This window comes from Opitutaceae bacterium TAV5 (assembly GCA_000242935.3).
GTDB lineage: Bacteria > Verrucomicrobiota > Verrucomicrobiia > Opitutales > Opitutaceae > Geminisphaera.
The window spans coordinates 2,764,138-2,780,062 of the sequence record CP007053.1 but is presented as its reverse complement, the minus strand read 5'-3'; the positions used below and the strand labels follow the sequence as shown (position 1 = coordinate 2,780,062).

At 62.1% G+C, this 15,925-nt stretch carries 13 protein-coding genes; 8 read left to right on the top strand and 5 right to left on the bottom strand.

From position 1 onward, the window contains the following. Positions 1-84: 84 nt before the first annotated feature. Positions 85-1,311 (top strand): argininosuccinate synthase, encoded by a 1,227-nt coding sequence (locus OPIT5_12160; GenBank protein AHF90848.1) that lies wholly within the window; start codon positions 85-87, stop codon positions 1,309-1,311. Between the two features lie 65 nt (positions 1,312-1,376). Here the strand turns inward: OPIT5_12160 and OPIT5_12155 are convergent, their stop codons facing one another. Further along, complete coding sequence (locus tag OPIT5_12155; protein AHF90847.1) at positions 1,377-2,447, bottom strand: LacI family transcriptional regulator; 1,071 nt, start codon at positions 2,445-2,447, stop codon at positions 1,377-1,379. 90 nt (positions 2,448-2,537) lie between these two features. On the opposite strand from OPIT5_12155, the gene OPIT5_12150 reads away from it, so the two are divergent. The 7 genes from OPIT5_12150 to OPIT5_12120 all read left to right on the top strand — a co-directional run bounded on the left by OPIT5_12150 (position 2,538) and on the right by OPIT5_12120 (position 10,966). Then, positions 2,538-3,284 (top strand): hypothetical protein, encoded by a 747-nt coding sequence (locus OPIT5_12150; protein AHF90846.1) that lies wholly within the window; start codon positions 2,538-2,540, stop codon positions 3,282-3,284. Between the two features lie 314 nt (positions 3,285-3,598). Further along, a complete protein-coding gene (locus OPIT5_12145; protein AHF94327.1) occupies positions 3,599-3,706 on the top strand; it encodes a hypothetical protein in 108 nt (35 codons plus the stop codon). A gap of 414 nt (positions 3,707-4,120) precedes the next feature. Beyond that, positions 4,121-4,768, top strand: coding sequence for an N-terminal cleavage protein (locus OPIT5_12140; protein AHF90845.1), 648 nt, complete (start codon positions 4,121-4,123; stop codon positions 4,766-4,768). A 43-nt stretch (positions 4,769-4,811) separates the two neighbouring features. Beyond that, positions 4,812-6,698: a hypothetical protein gene (locus tag OPIT5_12135; GenBank protein ID AHF90844.1), complete on the top strand. Its 1,887-nt coding sequence runs from the start codon at positions 4,812-4,814 to the stop codon at positions 6,696-6,698. A gap of 344 nt (positions 6,699-7,042) precedes the next feature. Then, positions 7,043-9,148 (top strand): anchor protein, encoded by a 2,106-nt coding sequence (locus OPIT5_12130; GenBank protein ID AHF90843.1) that lies wholly within the window; start codon positions 7,043-7,045, stop codon positions 9,146-9,148. 46 nt (positions 9,149-9,194) lie between these two features. Next, positions 9,195-9,833 (top strand): RNA polymerase subunit sigma-24, encoded by a 639-nt coding sequence (locus tag OPIT5_12125; GenBank protein ID AHF90842.1) that lies wholly within the window; start codon positions 9,195-9,197, stop codon positions 9,831-9,833. Beyond that, a complete protein-coding gene (locus OPIT5_12120) occupies positions 9,830-10,966 on the top strand; it encodes a hypothetical protein (protein AHF90841.1) in 1,137 nt (378 codons plus the stop codon). Before OPIT5_12125 ends, OPIT5_12120 begins: the two co-directional genes overlap by 4 nt. Before the next feature lie 145 nt (positions 10,967-11,111). Here the strand turns inward: OPIT5_12120 and OPIT5_12115 are convergent, their stop codons facing one another. The 4 genes from OPIT5_12115 to OPIT5_12100 all read right to left on the bottom strand — a co-directional run bounded on the left by OPIT5_12115 (position 11,112) and on the right by OPIT5_12100 (position 15,893). Beyond that, a complete protein-coding gene (locus tag OPIT5_12115; GenBank protein ID AHF90840.1) occupies positions 11,112-11,939 on the bottom strand; it encodes a 16S rRNA methyltransferase in 828 nt (275 codons plus the stop codon). A 244-nt stretch (positions 11,940-12,183) separates the two neighbouring features. Then, positions 12,184-13,095, bottom strand: a complete 912-nt coding sequence (locus OPIT5_12110; GenBank protein ID AHF90839.1) for a lipoyl synthase — start codon at positions 13,093-13,095, stop codon at positions 12,184-12,186. A gap of 97 nt (positions 13,096-13,192) precedes the next feature. Beyond that, a complete protein-coding gene (locus OPIT5_12105; GenBank protein ID AHF94326.1) occupies positions 13,193-14,119 on the bottom strand; it encodes a hypothetical protein in 927 nt (308 codons plus the stop codon). A gap of 82 nt (positions 14,120-14,201) precedes the next feature. Next, entirely contained in the window at positions 14,202-15,893 is a 1,692-nt protein-coding gene (locus tag OPIT5_12100; GenBank protein ID AHF94325.1) for a hypothetical protein, read from the bottom strand. Positions 15,894-15,925 lie beyond the last annotated feature (32 nt).

The window sequence follows — 15,925 nt, the reverse complement described above, 5'->3', positions numbered from 1 at the left end:
CCCGCGCGCGGGCCTGCGTTCATTCGCGTTGATTCCCGGCCAAACGCTGTCTTTGATGCGCGTTTCCCGTTTTCCGACAAAACCATGAAAATCGTCCTCGCTTATTCCGGTGGTCTCGACACCTCCGTCATCGTCAAGTGGCTTAAAGAAACATACGACGCGGAGATCGTCACCTTCGCCGCCGATGTCGGCCAGGAAGAGGAGTTGAAGGGCCTCGACAAAAAGGCCAAAAAGACCGGCGCCTCGAAGCACTACACCCTCGACCTCGTCGAGGAGTTCGCCCGCGACTACATCTACCCGATGATCCGCGCCAACGCGATCTACGAGGGCCAGTACTACCTTGGCACCTCCATCGCGCGCCCGCTCATCGCCAAGGCGCAGGTGGACATCGCCCGCAAGGAAAAGGCGGACACCGTCGCCCACGGCGCCACCGGCAAGGGCAACGACCAGTGCCGCTTCGAGTTCACCTACATGGCGCTCGCCCCCGACCTGACGATCATCGCTCCCTGGAAGATCGACGCCTACCGCGAGGCTTTCCCCGGCCGCGCCGAGATGATCGCCTATTGCCAGAAGCACAACATCCCCGTCGAGGCCTCGCTGAAAAAGCCTTACTCGATGGACCGCAACCTCCTGCACATCTCCTACGAGGCCGGCATCCTCGAAGACCCGTGGTTCGATCCGACCACGAAGGAGAACAAGGCGATGTTCAAGCTCTCCGTCTCGCCCGAAGACGCGCCCGACAAGCCCGAGTACGTGGAACTCGATTTCGAGAAAGGCGATTGCGTGGCGGTCAACGGCAAGAAGCTCACGCCCGGCAAGGTCCTGAAAACCCTCAACAAGCTCGGCGGCAAGCACGGCATCGGCCGCGTCGATCTCGTGGAAAACCGCTTCGTGGGCATGAAGAGCCGCGGCGTGTACGAGACGCCGGGCGGCACCATCCTCATGCACGCGCACAAGCAGATCGAAAGCCTCACGCTCGACCGCGAAGTGGAGCATCTGCGCGACTCGCTCATCCCGAAATACGCCGAACTGGTTTACAACGGCTTCTGGTTCGCGCCCGAACGCGAGGCGTTGCAGGCGCTCGTGGACCAGAGCCAGAAATTCGTGACCGGCACCGTGCGCCTGAAGCTCTACAAGGGCAACGTCATCACCTGCGGCCGCAAGTCGAAGTACTCGCTCTACGACGAGAACATCGCCTCGATGGAAGGCGTGAAGAGCTGGTACAACCAGAGCGACGCCACCGGCTTCATCCGCCTCAACGGCCTGCGCCTGCGCGCCCGCAACCTCGCCCAGGGCGGCCCGAAGGTCTGAGCCGGCGGCACGCTGCCCGTTACCGTCACACACAAGGACGCACTCGAAGTGCGTCCTTTTTGTTGTCAAGACGTTCGCGGCGGAGCGGTCGCCCCATCCTCCCAGCATCCCTTGATCAGTACGCAACGCGGCACGGCGGGCAACCCGCGCTGGTTTTGTAACAACTGCCCCACGACCAAGTCCACGGCGACGCTTCCGTGGAGTTCGTGCCTCTGGTTGAATCCGGCAATGTCCGGCCAGTCCGGCAGCCGGTCCACACTGATGAATGCCACATCCCGAGGCATGCGCCACCCCATCGCATTGATGGAACGCCACACGATGTCTTCCCCCAACACGATCTCCGGACGATACCGGCGCAGCCAATCCTGGATACGAGGTATCTCGCTCTCGTCGGGCCGGGGGAAACAGAACGTTTCGATCGTTTGCGACCGGGGCCAGTGCTGCTGGGCATAGGAGGTGGGAAACAACACGCCGTGGTCCACCCGATGATCATAGGCATGCGACACGACCACCGCGATTTTCCGGTACCCCAGTTCCACCGCGCGATGCAGCATCAGGTCGAACCCATGCGTGGTTCGCACCGCCACCCGGTCAATATCAGGTTCGGTCAAGGAGAACCCCAAGGCCACGGCGACCACCCGCGACCAGTCAAACTGGCCGAACAGTGGTGTTGGTTTGAGAATACCGGGAATAATCACCCCCGGGATATTGCGATTGCGCAAGACGCTGTTGAGCCGACGCCCGCTCATCCCCGGTTCATGCAACCAGATCGGTTCCAGCGCATAGCCCAGCTCTTCCGCCCGCTCACGCGTGCCGTTGAAATGCCGCCTCATGTAGATCGGCAAGTCCTTCACATGCGGCGAGCCGGCATGAGTGGTCAGGAAGGCCAAAGTCGCTTGATAGCTCGGGAGGCGCTGTGTGCGCAGATGCGCCATGTAGGCCGAGGCAAAGGCATTCGGACGCCATCCCATGCGCCGTGCCACTTCCTGAATTTCGCGCCGCCTCGCCGGTGAGATGCGCGGGTGATCGCGCAGCGCCTGCGAGACAGTGGATTGGTTACACCCGCAGGCCGCTGCGATCTCACGTGTCGTCGGCGGGCGTCCGGATTTTTTCAGATTTTCAGCGCCACTGCGCATCGTGATGGGCAAACAATGCCTTCTCGTTCGGAAGCTCAAAGCTAAAATGCCACCCACATCATTTACCTCACTGATAACCCTGTCCACGCCATGCGCCCATTCCCATTCATCCCAATTTTCAAAGCGGCCTCATGTGTCCAAATTCAACTCATCAAGGGTGCTGCTTTCTTTGTTCTGGCGACACTTCATTTGGGAGCAGCCGCACTTTTTGAAGACTCGTTTGATTACTCCGACTGGGATGCCGGTCCCCGCCCCATGTCCGCCACGTGGGAGTCCTGGCAGCGCAAGCCGGTTATAGAAGAAGGAGCCGACCCTGTGTATCCGGCCCGTTACCTCAAACTGGCCAACAGCATCGTTTCAACGTCCCTCAGGAAACCCGTCGATTCCGATTTTGTTCTGACCGTGCAACTTTTGAGCACCCACTATGGCCGGCTTCACTGGTTTGGACTTTCCAACGAGGACGGGACTGACGGCTATTTTGTCGCATGGGACACCGGGCTTGCTTCGCAATTTTCGTCCCAAGGCCGGGTTGCGATTGGCAAGATCGACCTCAAGCCCTCGGAACGGCTCGGCTACCAGCGGCCGGGTCCCTTTATCACCAAACCGGCCACCTCCGGACACAACAGTTCAAACACACAAAGCGCGGCGATTTCGCCTCCCTTTGCGACACTGGCTCTCAAGTGGAGCAACGCCCAAAAGCGGCTCACCTTGCTGGTGAACAATATCGAAATCGCGAGCGCGGACGACGTTTCGCCGGGCTCCCTGTCACGCCTCCTCCTGGCCGGCAACAGCGCCGCTCTCATCTCCTCCGTCAAACTCGAAACCCCAATCCGATAAAACACCACACATGAAATCCAGATTATATCTGCTTGCTACCATTGCCCTCGTTACCGCAGTCGCCGGGCTGCAACAAACCCACGCATCCGTCATCGTATTTTCCGAAGACTTTACTTATGATGGATGGAACACTGGCGACAACAAGATGAATGCCACGTGGACATCCGTGGTGAATACGCCCGCCTTGATGAACGGGAGTGGAGCATGGCCGGAAACCTATTTGAGATTAAACAATTCAACCGTTTACACGAGCGCAGGCGACACGATGATCACCGACGATTTCTCGCTTACGGTCACCATGTTCTGCGAAAGCTATGGACGATCAAACTGGTTTGCGATCACGGATGCAACCGGAACCAATGGATATTATGTCCGTTGGGATGGGGCAGCGGACACTCAATATAATGGAGAAGGTAGAGTAGGCATCGGCAAAATCACCGCTACCATTGCAGGATACCAAACAAATCCAGGCACGCTACTTTCCTCGCCACAGTATGTTCAATCCGGGCATCTTGCCGCTGGCGGTAACACCGTTCCATTCGCCACCGTCACCCTGTCATGGATTGCCGCAACCAATACGCTCGAATTATGGGTCGATGGAGTTAATAAACAGTCTGTTGTGGATGCCTCTTTTTCGTCCTTCTCGCGCATCTATCTATCGGGCAATGCGAATGGACTTTATGGATCGGTCAACCTGTCAACCGTTCCCGAACCGGCCTCGGCGGTTGCGATTTTTGCCGCCGCAGGCTTGCTCGCCTGCGCAATTCGGAGTGCCAAAAGACGCAGGGTTTCCTGACCAGCCCAACCTGCTATCCTGCTGCGCAACCCCTTGCTCCATGATCATGAATACGGCCAAACATACCCCTTCCCCGCGTGGGTTCACCCTTGTCGAATTGCTGACGGTCATCGCCATCATCGGGATTCTTGCCGCGATCCTGATTCCCGTGGCAGGCAAAGTCCGCAACTCGGCCAGGCGAACGGAAGCAGCGTCCAACGTCCGGCAATTGATAACCGGATTGCTGCTTTATTCCTCCGACCACAAACAGGTGCTCCCTCCTCCCAAACGGCCAGACGGAAGCGTTGATGAAACATGGCGTTTGCGCGTTCTATATGACGATGGCTATATCCGGGACACCAAGGTTTTTATCAACCCGTTCAACGCCGTGGGAGGCAGGCGTGGCTTGGGTCAAAATATTTTTGGAGGGAACAGGGACTGCTACTTTTCCGCCAACTATATCGTTTCCACCACCTGGGACGGAAAAGCCAATGCCTTCACCTATCTCCGGATCACCGAGGATACTCGAATTCCCGTTGTGTGGGATCAGCGGGCGGACAATGAAAACAGCACGACCAACCAGATGAAAACGGCGGATGGCCGTTTTGGCGGATATTTTGGTTATATCGACGGAACCGTAAAATTGCTCGGGAAACCTGACCAGGTCATCCGGGGCGGTTCCAGACAAAGCGATTTTCAGGCTCCATAACCCGCCCCCCCGGGGGGAGAACCCAATGACAAAATCAACCCATTTGCTCACCCTCCTCCTCGCCTCCGGCCTCTCCTTGCTGACGTCAGACGGAAGTGCCAGGGAAGTCCCCACCTACCCGGGCCAGGACGCGGTTCGACTGATCAAGAGTGCCATCGACGCGTACGCAGCCGAAGTCGTCCTCCCGTCAGGGATATACAAATTCGGGCCGGACGAGAGCCTGACGCTTTCCCGATATAAAAATCTGCGCATCGATGGCGCCGGCTCCACCTTCCTGTTCAATCGTCGGGGGAAGTTTTCGGTTGTCGAATGCAAGGGCCTGACCATCGAGAATATCACCATCGATTATGACCCGCTCCCCTTTACCCAGGGGACCGTGGCGGGAGTCGATGAGGCGGAAAAATGCATTCAGGTTCGTTTCGACCCCGACTTCAGCGCGCCGGGAGATCCGGGTTTTCCTATACAAATCAAGAACGGCGGAGAGGCGCGTGGCGGTATACGCTTTTTTAATCCGGCTGGCGACCGCATGCATGCCATGCTCTGGGAGGCGGCCACTTCAATCCGGGATGTCGGGCGCGCTGTCTATGAGCTGACCTTGCAGCATGGCCGCCTTTTCCGTCCGGGAGTGCAACCCGGCAGTCTGAAGGCGGGGGATCGCTTCACGCTTTTCCCGAATTCGGGCATGGCGCTCGAAGTGAGCGAATGTGAGCAGATAACGTTCAATAACATAAATATTTATTCAGCGCCGGGTTTTGGAATCGGAGAACACGGGGGGCGGGGCGGCAACGTTTTCAGGAATTGCCGTCTGATCCCGAAGCCGGGCAGCGGACGATTGATGAGTACCAATCGGGACGGGTTTCATTCCTACATGATGAAAAAGGGACCGCTCCTGGAGGGATGCGAAATCGGCTACACGGCGGATGACGCCATCGCGATCCACGGTTTTTTCAGTCCGGTTCTCAGGACGGCTGGACTGCGGGAGCTCTATATACTTTGTCTGTTCGGGCAGAATCTGGATGTCGGCGATGTGGTGTCGTTTTACTCCCTGAAAGACGGGCGGCCTCAGGGAAGCAGCACCGTTCTGTCTCTTGAGAAATTATCCCGCGTGGATGGACAGAGGGAACTGTCCGCATGGCAGGCGGCCCGTGCAGAGGCAAGACTGGCGGGCGGACGCAGCATTCCCGCAAACGAATGGGTCGTAATCAAAGCGCAGCTGGATCAGGATGTTGCCGGCGAGGAATTCATGCTGGCCGACTCCAAAACGTTTTCCGGCGCGGGTGCGGAAATCCGCGGATGCCATGTGCATGACTCGGCGAGCCGGGGCCTGTTGATTCGCTCACCCGGCACGAAGATTATCGGCAACCGGATCGAGAGAACGGTGCTGGCTCCGGTTGCACTGATGCCTGAACGCTATTGGCTGGAGTCCTCGTTTCTGGACGGAGTGGAGATAGCCGATAACAGCGTCATCGACGCGCCGCTGCCCGGGCTGGACACGCGGCACTTCGATTACGGATTCGCCGCCATCCAGGTTTCGTCCATATTTGGAGCCCGCTACTTCAATCCTCCTGAATTTACGCCCTGGCGGCAGAATCGGGACATCAGGATACTCAACAACCGGATCGTTCGCCCCTCCGGGCCGGCGATAGCGGTCTTGAATGCGGAGGATGTCGTGATTTCCGGCAACCGGATTGAGGCGCCATTTGCCGCAGGTATTTCTGGCAACCCGCTGAATCTCCTGCGAACGCTGGCACCATCCGGTCCGGTTCCAACGCCCGAGCAAAGCGAGGTCGCCGCCAAGCCTTGGTATGGCATTTTGTTGATGGCCACCCGGACGGCGAAGGTAACGGACAACACGACTGCTGCCACGACCCCGGAAGTCCTTGGCACGGCAGGAGTTGGACCGTGGTCCGAAGATATTTACATTAAATAGTCCTACTTCGGTAAAATGGATTTTTTTGGAGAGGGTTCGCCGGGATTTGCTGCGATGCCGGTCCATGTCGCGTTTGCGTGAGCGGTGGCGCTGCGTCGATGCGACGCAGCATCTGCTGTGCGTGGCGTGGCCGGGCGAGGCAGGCAGATTTCCGGCAGTTCGGTCAGGTCGCGTCCCGACAGGAACGAGGGAAAGCCCTGGCCAGCCTTCGCTCCGGCAGGATGAAAAGCCGGCGTTCCCCTCACAAATCGGGAGGGTGCGGCCGTCGGTCGCACTAAATCCTGACGAAAAATAAGGTGTTTACCTGACTATACGCGGACCTTTCTGGCGGGATATCATTATCCATGCTTATGAAAAACATTCTGCTATACCAGATCACCCCGATTCGACGGTGGCCGGGTGTCCTGCTCTCCGGGCTTTTTTTGTCCGGCCCGGGTCTTGCGCCGCTCCCTGCCGCCACGCCGGTTGCCGCCGGCAGCGACCTGACAATCACGCTGAACGCGGCAACGGCCACGAATTACACCTTCGACCTGCTGGGGGACGTCTGGCTGGGAGCAGCTTTCGACATGAACGGCACTACCCGGAAAACCGTCATCATCGATGGCGCTTACGGGGAAGACGGATCGCGGGCCGTGATCGAGAGACGCGGGGCCGGCTACCGCTTTAACGTCAACACCGCCGGGAACACGCTCGCCATCCGCAATGCCGTGATCACCGGAACCGCCTCGTCGGGCGGAGCCGGGGCCATCCATGTCACCGCCGGCAATTCCACCCTGGACCTGCACAACACCACGTTCAGCGGAAACACGGCCGGAGATGTCCTCGGATACGGGGGAGCCCTCTCCGTCATGTCGAACACGAATACCACCGTGCAGGGGAATGTTTCCTTCACCGGCAACCGGGGAGCCGGCCAGGCCTCCGGCGCTGTCGGCGTTTATGGCGGCGGCGCATCCATCCGTTCCACCCTGACCTTCACCGGGGAGACGACCTTCGAGGGGAATTCCACGACCTATTACGGAGGCGCGGTCACCATCAACTATTGGGCGGACGCCGTTTTTGAGGAAAAGGCCGTTTTCCGGGGCAACTACACCACGCTCTACTTCGGCGGAGCGCTGGATCTGTATGGCGGCGACTCGCACGCCACCTTCAAAAAGGATGCCGAATTTACCGGCAATTACGTCAAAAATACAGGAGCCCATGCCTACGGGGTGCGCGGCGGCGCGGTGAATGTCGGTTATATCACCGGCACCGATACTCCCCAGCTCGATTTCCGGGGCACGACCACTTTCACGGACAATTACGTGTGGGGCAACTCCACCACCAAGGCCTACGGAGGTGCGCTCAGCATCATGTCGGGCGAGACCAATCCCGACACGGCAGCCCCGCCAGCGGGCAGGGATTACACCGTCCTGATCAACAAGGGCATCTTTGAAAACAACCTCGCTTACAGCGACAGCGGCAACGCCTACGGCGGAGCCATCTACGCCAAGACACAGAACAACACGCTCACCCTCGGCTCCGGCTCGCGCTTCACCAACAACTACGCCAGGACGCTGGGCGGCGCCATCTACTTCGACCAGGGAACCCTGAACCTCAACGGGAACGTCGTCTTCGAAGGCAACCGTCACGGCGCCGGCTTCAGCACGACCGGAGGCAAGCTCTCGTATGTCGCCGGCTCCGGCACGCCCAACGCCATTTACTTCGGCGTGAGCAGCAATACCGCCACGCTCAACCTGAACACGGCTGCCGGCGAACAGATCCGGTTCCACGACCCGATCGCCGCCGCCGCAGGCAAGACGGTGACGGTCAACAAGACCGGCGCCGGTGAGGTGGTCTTTTACGAACACGACTCCGCCCTCCTCACCAGGACCACGGTTTCCGGCGGCACCTTCAGACTCGCTGACGGAGCCCTCTTCGGCCTGAAGGGCACGACGGCCAACAGCACCTTCACCGTCGGCGCAGACGCCACGCTCCGGGGCGGCGCGGGCAGCACGCTCCGCACCTCCCTGCTCGCGGTAAACGGAACGCTGCGGGCCGATGCCGGCGCCTTTCATATCGATACCGACAATGCCGTCACCTTCGGTGCCGATGCCGTGCTCTCGGTCACCATCGTGGATGCGGACACGTTCAGCCAGATCGTGTTCGACACCCCCGCCAGCCTGCTGCTGAACGGGGCCACGCTCGAAATCAACGCCTCCGGTTACGTGCCTTCGCTGGACATGTCCGATACCTTCACTCTCGTCACCGGCCTTTCGCAACAAGCGGCCGGACAGTTTGCGCAGGGTGAGTCCATCACGATCAACGGGGCCGAATTCACGATCGTCTACAATAACGACAGCATCGTCCTGCAACAGCTCACGGCCGTGCCCGAACCTGCCGCGCATGCGGCGCTGGCCGGATTCGGACTGCTGGTCTTCACCCTGCTGCGCCGCCGCTCCCGGCCTCTTTGAGTTTGCCTCTCGCGGCGTCCTGACCAAGGTTTGGCGCTCCTTCGTCATGTCGGACAGCGCCACCAGAATCATCGCGAGGCCGCTTGCGGCTTCACCCGACCGCCAGCAGGAGGCGGATGCGGACTGGCGTATTGTCCAGCAAGTGCAGGCTGGCGACGTCCAGGCATTCGACACTCTCGTCCGGCGTTACCGCGAACGCGTGCTCGGCGTCGTCTACAACCTCACCTCCAACCGCGAGGACGCCGCCGACCTCACCCAGGATGCCTTCCTGAAGGCGTTCCAGTCCATCAACCGCTTCCAGGGCCAGTCCTCCTTCTTCACCTGGCTCTACCGGATCGCGGTCAACTCGACGCTGTCGCACCTGCGCAAAAGCAAACTGCGCTCGTTTTTCAGCTTCGAGAAGCTCCAGGAAGACCCGCCCGTCGCCGAGATTGTCAACCAGCTGACCGACAAGAACGGCGCCGACCGCAGGCTGTTCCTTTCCGAACTCCAGGAAAAATTGAACGAGGCGCTGCAAAAACTGTCTATCCGTCATCGTACCGTGATCACACTCTTCGAGATAGACGGACTCAGCCATGAGGAGATTGCCGAGATTGTCGGCTGCTCCACCGGCACCGTGCGCTCTCGTCTCCACTACGCCAAGCAGCAGTTGCAAGCAGAGTTACAACCCTACCTCCGCGCATGAAACCCGAGCAGAAAAAAACCGTGGTGACTGTTGAGGATCTGTTGCGTCTGAAACGCGCCGAGCGCCCGCCCGAGGAATTCTGGGCGCGCTTCGAAACCGAGCTGCGCACCAAACAGCTCGCCGCCAGCATCGAACCCCGCCCGTGGTGGCTGGGTATTGCCCTTCTCTGGCGCAAGTCCGCCCCGTTCGCCCTCCCGGCCGGAGCGCTGGCGGCCCTCGCCCTCACTGTCGTCGGCGTCCAGCGTGTGGCGTTCGCCCCCGCCGGCTCCGGCCCGTCGCCCGCCATCGTCGTTGCCAGCCAGGACACCCGACCACAGGCCGCGGCCACCGTGGCCGCCACCGCCAGGCCGGCCTCCTCCGCACCGGTCTCTGACGCGCCGCCCAAAGCTCCGGTACAGGTGGCTGCGACGGAGACACCGGCGCCCTCTTCCCCCGGTGATTCTCCGGCGGCGTCTGCGCAAGCCGGCCAACCGGCCACCACTCCTCGCCCGGAATCCGGGTCTGACGAAGCAATTCTCGTGGCCGCGGCTTCTGCGCCGGATACCGCGCCTTCGCTCGCTCCGGTAGCGGCTCCCGCGCCCCGTTCGCGTCCGGCGACAACGCCGTCCTCGATCCTGCCGCCGGCGGTTCCCGTCCGCGGCCCGCTTGTCGCGGTGGCGGCGCTCGACGGCATGTCTCCCGCCTCGCCTCCCCTTTCCTCTTCTGTCGTGGACGTCCTGGGCGTTCTTGATCAGCGCAGCTCCGGCCTGGTGATCTCTCCCGGCGGCAGCCAGACCCTGGCGCCCGACGCCGACGACTGGGCAGGGACGGAACACGCCAGCTTCGGTTCGCTGCTCGCGGCGGCGGCAAGCCCGCTTTCCGGTCAGCCGGCGCCTCTGCTGGCCTCGGCCGGACACGCTGCGACGCCCGGAGGCAGTTCCGAAGCGTCGCTCGCATCGGTGCGCGGCGATTCACGCGTGGCGCGGCTTATCGCGCTGGCCGCAGATGCCGAATCCTATGCCTCCTCCGACGGCACCGGTTCGCAGGATGGGGTTTCGCGCAGTCAGCTCCGCCGGGTCAACGATGACGATGTGCTGCCGTCTGCCGTCCGTCGCCTTGTGGGCGGTGGCGACCGGGTGTCGTTCCGGTTCTGAGGGAGCGATTCCGGAAACCGCAGCAGAGGGAACCGCTAAAGGGCGCTAACGGACGCTAAACAAAGCCATTCCCTGGCAGGATCAATCCGTTCATTTTTAGCGTCATTTAGCGTTCTTTAGCGGTTTCAACTTCTGAATCCAGGGTTCAAAGCACCTCGTGATTGAGTATGGCGAGGGCGCTGGTGGCGGCGGTGTCGCAACGCAGCACGAGCGGCCCGAGTGTCACCGGCTGAAATCCGGCGGCAAGGGCGGCAGCGATCTCCTCCGGCGTGAAATCCCCCTCCGGCCCGACCAGCCAGACCGCACGGGCCGGGGTATGGCCGCCGGCAAGAGTGCGGGCTTCGGCCACCACCTCGCGCAAGTGGCGCGCCCCGGGATGCAGGCTGGCGACGAGGCGCAGTTCGCCACCGCCGTGGCTGTTTTCGTTGTCGCCAACAGTGGCGGCACCGGCGGCGGCAGGAAGAGAGGCGGGCGTGAGCGCCGCGAGAAAGGCCGCCAGCGTTTGCACGGGTGCGATGTCGGGAAGCCAAGGGTTGCCGCACTGCTTGCAGGCTTCGAGGGCGGCGGCGCGCCATTTTTCGAGTTTTTTCCCGGAGCGATCGGCTTCGAGGTGAACCTGGGTGCGCGCAGTTTCCAGCGGCACGATGCGCGCGACGCCGAGTTCGGTGGCGTGGCGCACGATGTCGTCCATGACGGAGCCCTTGGGCAAGGCCTGCGCCAGCGTCACGGCGCAAGGCAGCGGCACGGCGCGGCGGTATTCTTCGCGGACGGCAACGACGGCGGCGCGTTTGCCGGCATCGGCGAGCGTGCCGGACCATTCGCGTCCGCGGCCGTCGAAAACGACGACCGGATCGCCGGCCCGCGCCCGGTTGACGACGACGAGGTGATGCGACTCGGCGGCATCGAGACGCAGTTCGCGAGGGGCGGTTTTTTCAGCCGGACCAGTCGGACAATATGCGCGGAAATCGGGCATGGCTCATTTGAACAGAAGGCAACGAAGGGAACAGTGTTTTTCCGTTCGTTTTGCTGCCCGGCAAAAGGGGTCATGCCAACGTCTCCAAGCCTCCGGATTCTTACACAAAGATCGCGAAGGCCACAACGATCTGTTTTTCAGCAACTTCGCGCTCTTTGCGACCTTTGTGTAAAACCGGAAACAGCCGGGATACCGTTGTCGGCCCGCGGGAGTGACGGTGCTGGCGGTGAAATCCGCTCCCGGATCACGCAGCGTTGACGAGGGCGTTGACGCGGTTGAGGTGGGCGTCGCCGGTGTACTTGTGCGACTGCTCGTCGGCGTGGTAGCTGGAACGCACCATCGCGCCGCTCTCGACCACGCCGAGACCCGCGGCGAGGCCGAATTCTTTCCAGTGCACGAACTCCCCGGGCGTCACCCAGCGGTCGATCTTCCAGTGCTGCGGCGTGGGTTGCAGGTACTGACCGATGGTGAGGATGTTGGTGCCGTCGGAAGCGATGTCGCGGATCGTCTGTTCGATCTCCTCGCGGCGTTCGCCGAGGCCGAGCATGATGCCGGTCTTGGTCGTGAAGCCGCGGCTTTTGGCGTGGCGGAGCACGCCGCGCGAACGGTCGTAGCGGGCCTGCACGCGCACGGGGCGCTGGAGGCGTTCGACGGTTTCGACGTTGTGGTTAAAAATATCGGGCCGCGCATCGAGGACGATGTCGATGTGTTCGGTGCGGCCCTTGAAATCGGGCACGAGCACCTCGATGGCGGTCTGCGGGTTGCGGTGGCGGATGGCGCGGATGGTGGCGGCCCAGACGGAGGCGCCGCCGTCCTTGAGCTCGTCGCGGGCGACGGAGGTGATGACGCAGTGGCGGAGGTTCATCGCGGCCACGGCGTCGGCGACGCGGGCGGGCTCGGCGAGGTCGAGTTCGGTGGGGCGGCCGGTCTGGATGGCGCAGAAGTTGCAGGAGCGCGTGCAGATGTTGCCGAGGATCATGACGGTGGCGGTGCCGCGCGACCAGCATTCGCCGAGGTTGGGGCACTGCGCGCTCTGGCAGACAGTGTGGAGCTTGTTGTTGTCCACCATTTGCCGCACGGCGGCGTAGCCGGGGCCGGTGGGCAGCCTGGCCCGGAGCCAGGAAGGTTTGCGCGTGGTGTCCGTGGTGTCGGTCATCGGTCGGAAAGAGAGCAAGGGAAGCCACCGCGGGCGGAATCACAACTTTTGTTTTTTCCGGGCGCGGGGAATATCCTGCCCGGAAACGTCTTCGCGGCTATTCCGGCTTCTCCGCCGCGCCGGTTTCGGCGGCACGGACTTCGGCGCTGATCTTCATGTAAAGCTCCAGCTGGGTAATGCCGGCTTTCTGGTGCCCGGCGATGGCGTCGAGTTGGGCAAGAGTGAGCAGGGGCGCCATGTCGGCCAGGATTTTCGGGTTGTTGGTATTCCAGCGTTGCTTGAGCCCGAGGACAGAGCGGACGAGCGCGGCAGACTGGCCGGCGGTCAAAGTCGGCAGCATCTGGTCGCCCAGAACACTGTCGATTTCGGATGCAAAATCGCGGGCCCGGTTTTCGTGGTAAACGTCCTTGAAGGCACTGAAACGCTCGGGGCCGAGGAGGGTTTTGATGTCCTTTTCGACATCGTCGGCTGCGCGGCTGGCAAGGCGGTCGGCCGTGCCGCTGTCTTCATCGATGCCGTGTTCGACCGCGATCTTGCGGGCGTCGCTCATCGAATCGCTTTTTTCGATGATGAGTTCTTTCAGTTTTTCGATCTCGTCGGGGGAGAGATTTTGGCGGGCAAAAAAACCGCCGTATTCCTCCTGCACACGCCAGCGGGAATGGCGATGGGCATGACGGCGGTAGTCGGGGTCGGCCCTGAGTTTTTTCATAAGGCGTTCATGGTCGTGCATCGTGCTGCGTTTTTCGGCTGAAGGTCCGGTGGAAACAGTGCCGGCGCCGGTGGAGGCGGATTGTCCGGACGGGATGGCAGCGAGGTCGGCGGTGGCGGCGTCGCGAGCCTGTAATGCTGTGCGGATACGCTCTTCGATGCGATGGCGGCGGTTTTCGTTTTGGGCGGTTGCATGGTCGCGGGCAACCGCGAGGCTGGCGATTTCGACGCGGGCAACGACGCAGGCGGCGGCAAGCGCCAGGCAGAGAACAAGGTTGAGGCCGAGCCAGAGGCGAAGAAGGCGACGGTGTTTCATCGGAATGGAGACAGTCAATGCGGAGGCAGTTGATGGAGGCGGTGGCTGGAATGGCTGGCGCGCAGGAAACCGGGAGGGGGGATTACGGAGAAGGCGAGAGGCTTTCTCTGGTTTTCCAAATGAGTAACCGGTACTCGCGTTCGTCCGCAAAATACCGGCGGATGAGTTCGCGTTGCGCCGGAGTGAGAAGCGCATCGGCGGCGGCGCGGGCGAGGACGGCGTGTTCATCCGCGCTCAGCCCGCCGGTGGTGGCGGCAGCTTCGGCCAACGCCCCGGCCAGGGAATCCGGAGCGGGCGGTTTTTTTGCGTAGATTTCCTCGTAGATATAGCGGCTGATCCGGGCTTGCTGGCCGGGATCGACGGGCTGGCCCGCGTCGGCCAAAGCAAGGCCGATATTTTTGGCGGCCAGGCTGTCCCCGTAGCCGGATACTCCGTTGATGATCCGGTATTCCTCGAGCGCGTCGAAGGCCGCGTCGCCGAGAACCTCGCGTATCTTTTCATCGAATACGGATAGGATTTCCCGGCGTTCGGCGTCGGGAAGAGACCGCCCCTGGTAACCGGCTTCTTTTGCGGAGCGCACGACTTCGTCGCGCGAATCGGCGAGGATTTCCTTGAGCCGGTCGCGGGTTTCGCGGTCGAGGTCCAGTTGGTCGAAGAAGTTTCCGTAGTCTTTTTGTACGGACAGGCGGCTTTGCCTGCGCTGGAAGGCGGCGTATTCGGGATTCGCGTCGAGAGCTTTGCCTTCGGCGGAAAACTTGTCCGCAAGCGTACGGACGGGAGGGGGCGGCGGCGGGGGCGTGGCTCGGGCGGAACGGGCTTCGGCAAGCTTGCGAAGGGCGGCATCGCGGTCGCGTTCGGCGGCGTCGAGGCGGGCGCGCAGGCGCGGGAGTTCCGGGTCGGCGGCGGCGATGGCGGCGCGGAGGCGGGTGAGTTGCGCGTGTTGTTGCGTAACGACGATGGCGAGCGTGGCCGAGCCGGCTGTGGTAACGGCGGCGGCAAGGGCGAGGCCGAGCGCGCCGGTTTTGAGTTTGGTCATGAGGGCGAGCGGGACAAGGGTGGCGGCAGTCGTGGCGGTGGTGGCTGTTGCCGCCGAGAGCGCGGCATTCGTGACGCCGGCAGCCAGGCTGGCGGGCGTGGCGACCGTCGCGTGCGTGGTGAACGCCAGGCCGAGCGCGCTGGCGGTCGAGGTGATGCCGCGGCGGGCGAGGTGGCGGCGGAGTTTTTCGAGAGCACGATCGGCGCGCTTGCGGACGGCGTCGTCGGTCAGGCGAAGTTTTTCCCCGATGGCGGCGAAGGTGTGATTTCCGAAAAAGCGCAGGAGAATGATCTCGCGGTCGCGGGCGTCGAGGCGGTCGAGCGTCGCGTCGATCACGGGGCGGAGTTGCTGCCAGTCGGCATCGGTGGCGCTGGCGGAGTCGGCGATAGCGGGGTGCAGGGTATGCGGCGTGGTTGCAGTGTCGTTGTCGGCCATGGCGCTGGCTTCCTGTTCGCGGTGCTGCCGGCGGTATTCGCTGCGCGTCACCGAGGCGGCGGCGTAGCGGGTGCTGGTGTGCAGCCAGCCGGCCAGCGTCGGGTGGCGGGAAAGCGCGCGGGCCTTGCGCGCGAGGTCGGTAAAGACGATCTGCGTGACGTCCTCGGCGCGGTGGGCATCGCCTCCGGTGCGGCGCAGCGCGGCAGAATAAACGAACGCGAGATGACGGCGCACGAGTTCGGCGAAGGCGTCTTCGGCGCGGGTTTCGGCGTAACGGCAAAGGAGAGCGGCGTCGTCCGGCATGGGTTTCGTGGCTGTCTGGATAACAGCCACCG

Excerpts from the sequence above, each read along its gene's own strand:
- OPIT5_12105 (AHF94326.1), bottom strand. The coding sequence starts at position 14,119 with ATGAAACACCGTCGCCTTCTTCGCCTCTGGCTCGGCCTCAACCTTGTT.
- OPIT5_12160 (AHF90848.1), top strand. The coding sequence starts at position 85 with ATGAAAATCGTCCTCGCTTATTCCGGTGGTCTCGACACCTCCGTCATC.
- OPIT5_12155 (AHF90847.1), bottom strand. The coding sequence starts at position 2,447 with ATGCGCAGTGGCGCTGAAAATCTGAAAAAATCCGGACGCCCGCCGACG.
- OPIT5_12100 (AHF94325.1), bottom strand. The coding sequence starts at position 15,893 with ATGCCGGACGACGCCGCTCTCCTTTGCCGTTACGCCGAAACCCGCGCC.
- OPIT5_12115 (AHF90840.1), bottom strand. The coding sequence starts at position 11,939 with ATGCCCGATTTCCGCGCATATTGTCCGACTGGTCCGGCTGAAAAAACC.
- OPIT5_12110 (AHF90839.1), bottom strand. The coding sequence starts at position 13,095 with ATGACCGACACCACGGACACCACGCGCAAACCTTCCTGGCTCCGGGCC.
- OPIT5_12150 (AHF90846.1), top strand. The coding sequence starts at position 2,538 with ATGCGCCCATTCCCATTCATCCCAATTTTCAAAGCGGCCTCATGTGTC.
- OPIT5_12140 (AHF90845.1), top strand. The coding sequence starts at position 4,121 with ATGATCATGAATACGGCCAAACATACCCCTTCCCCGCGTGGGTTCACC.
- OPIT5_12130 (AHF90843.1), top strand. The coding sequence starts at position 7,043 with ATGCTTATGAAAAACATTCTGCTATACCAGATCACCCCGATTCGACGG.
- OPIT5_12120 (AHF90841.1), top strand. The coding sequence starts at position 9,830 with ATGAAACCCGAGCAGAAAAAAACCGTGGTGACTGTTGAGGATCTGTTG.
- OPIT5_12145 (AHF94327.1), top strand. The coding sequence starts at position 3,599 with ATGGACGATCAAACTGGTTTGCGATCACGGATGCAACCGGAACCAATG.
- OPIT5_12125 (AHF90842.1), top strand. The coding sequence starts at position 9,195 with ATGTCGGACAGCGCCACCAGAATCATCGCGAGGCCGCTTGCGGCTTCA.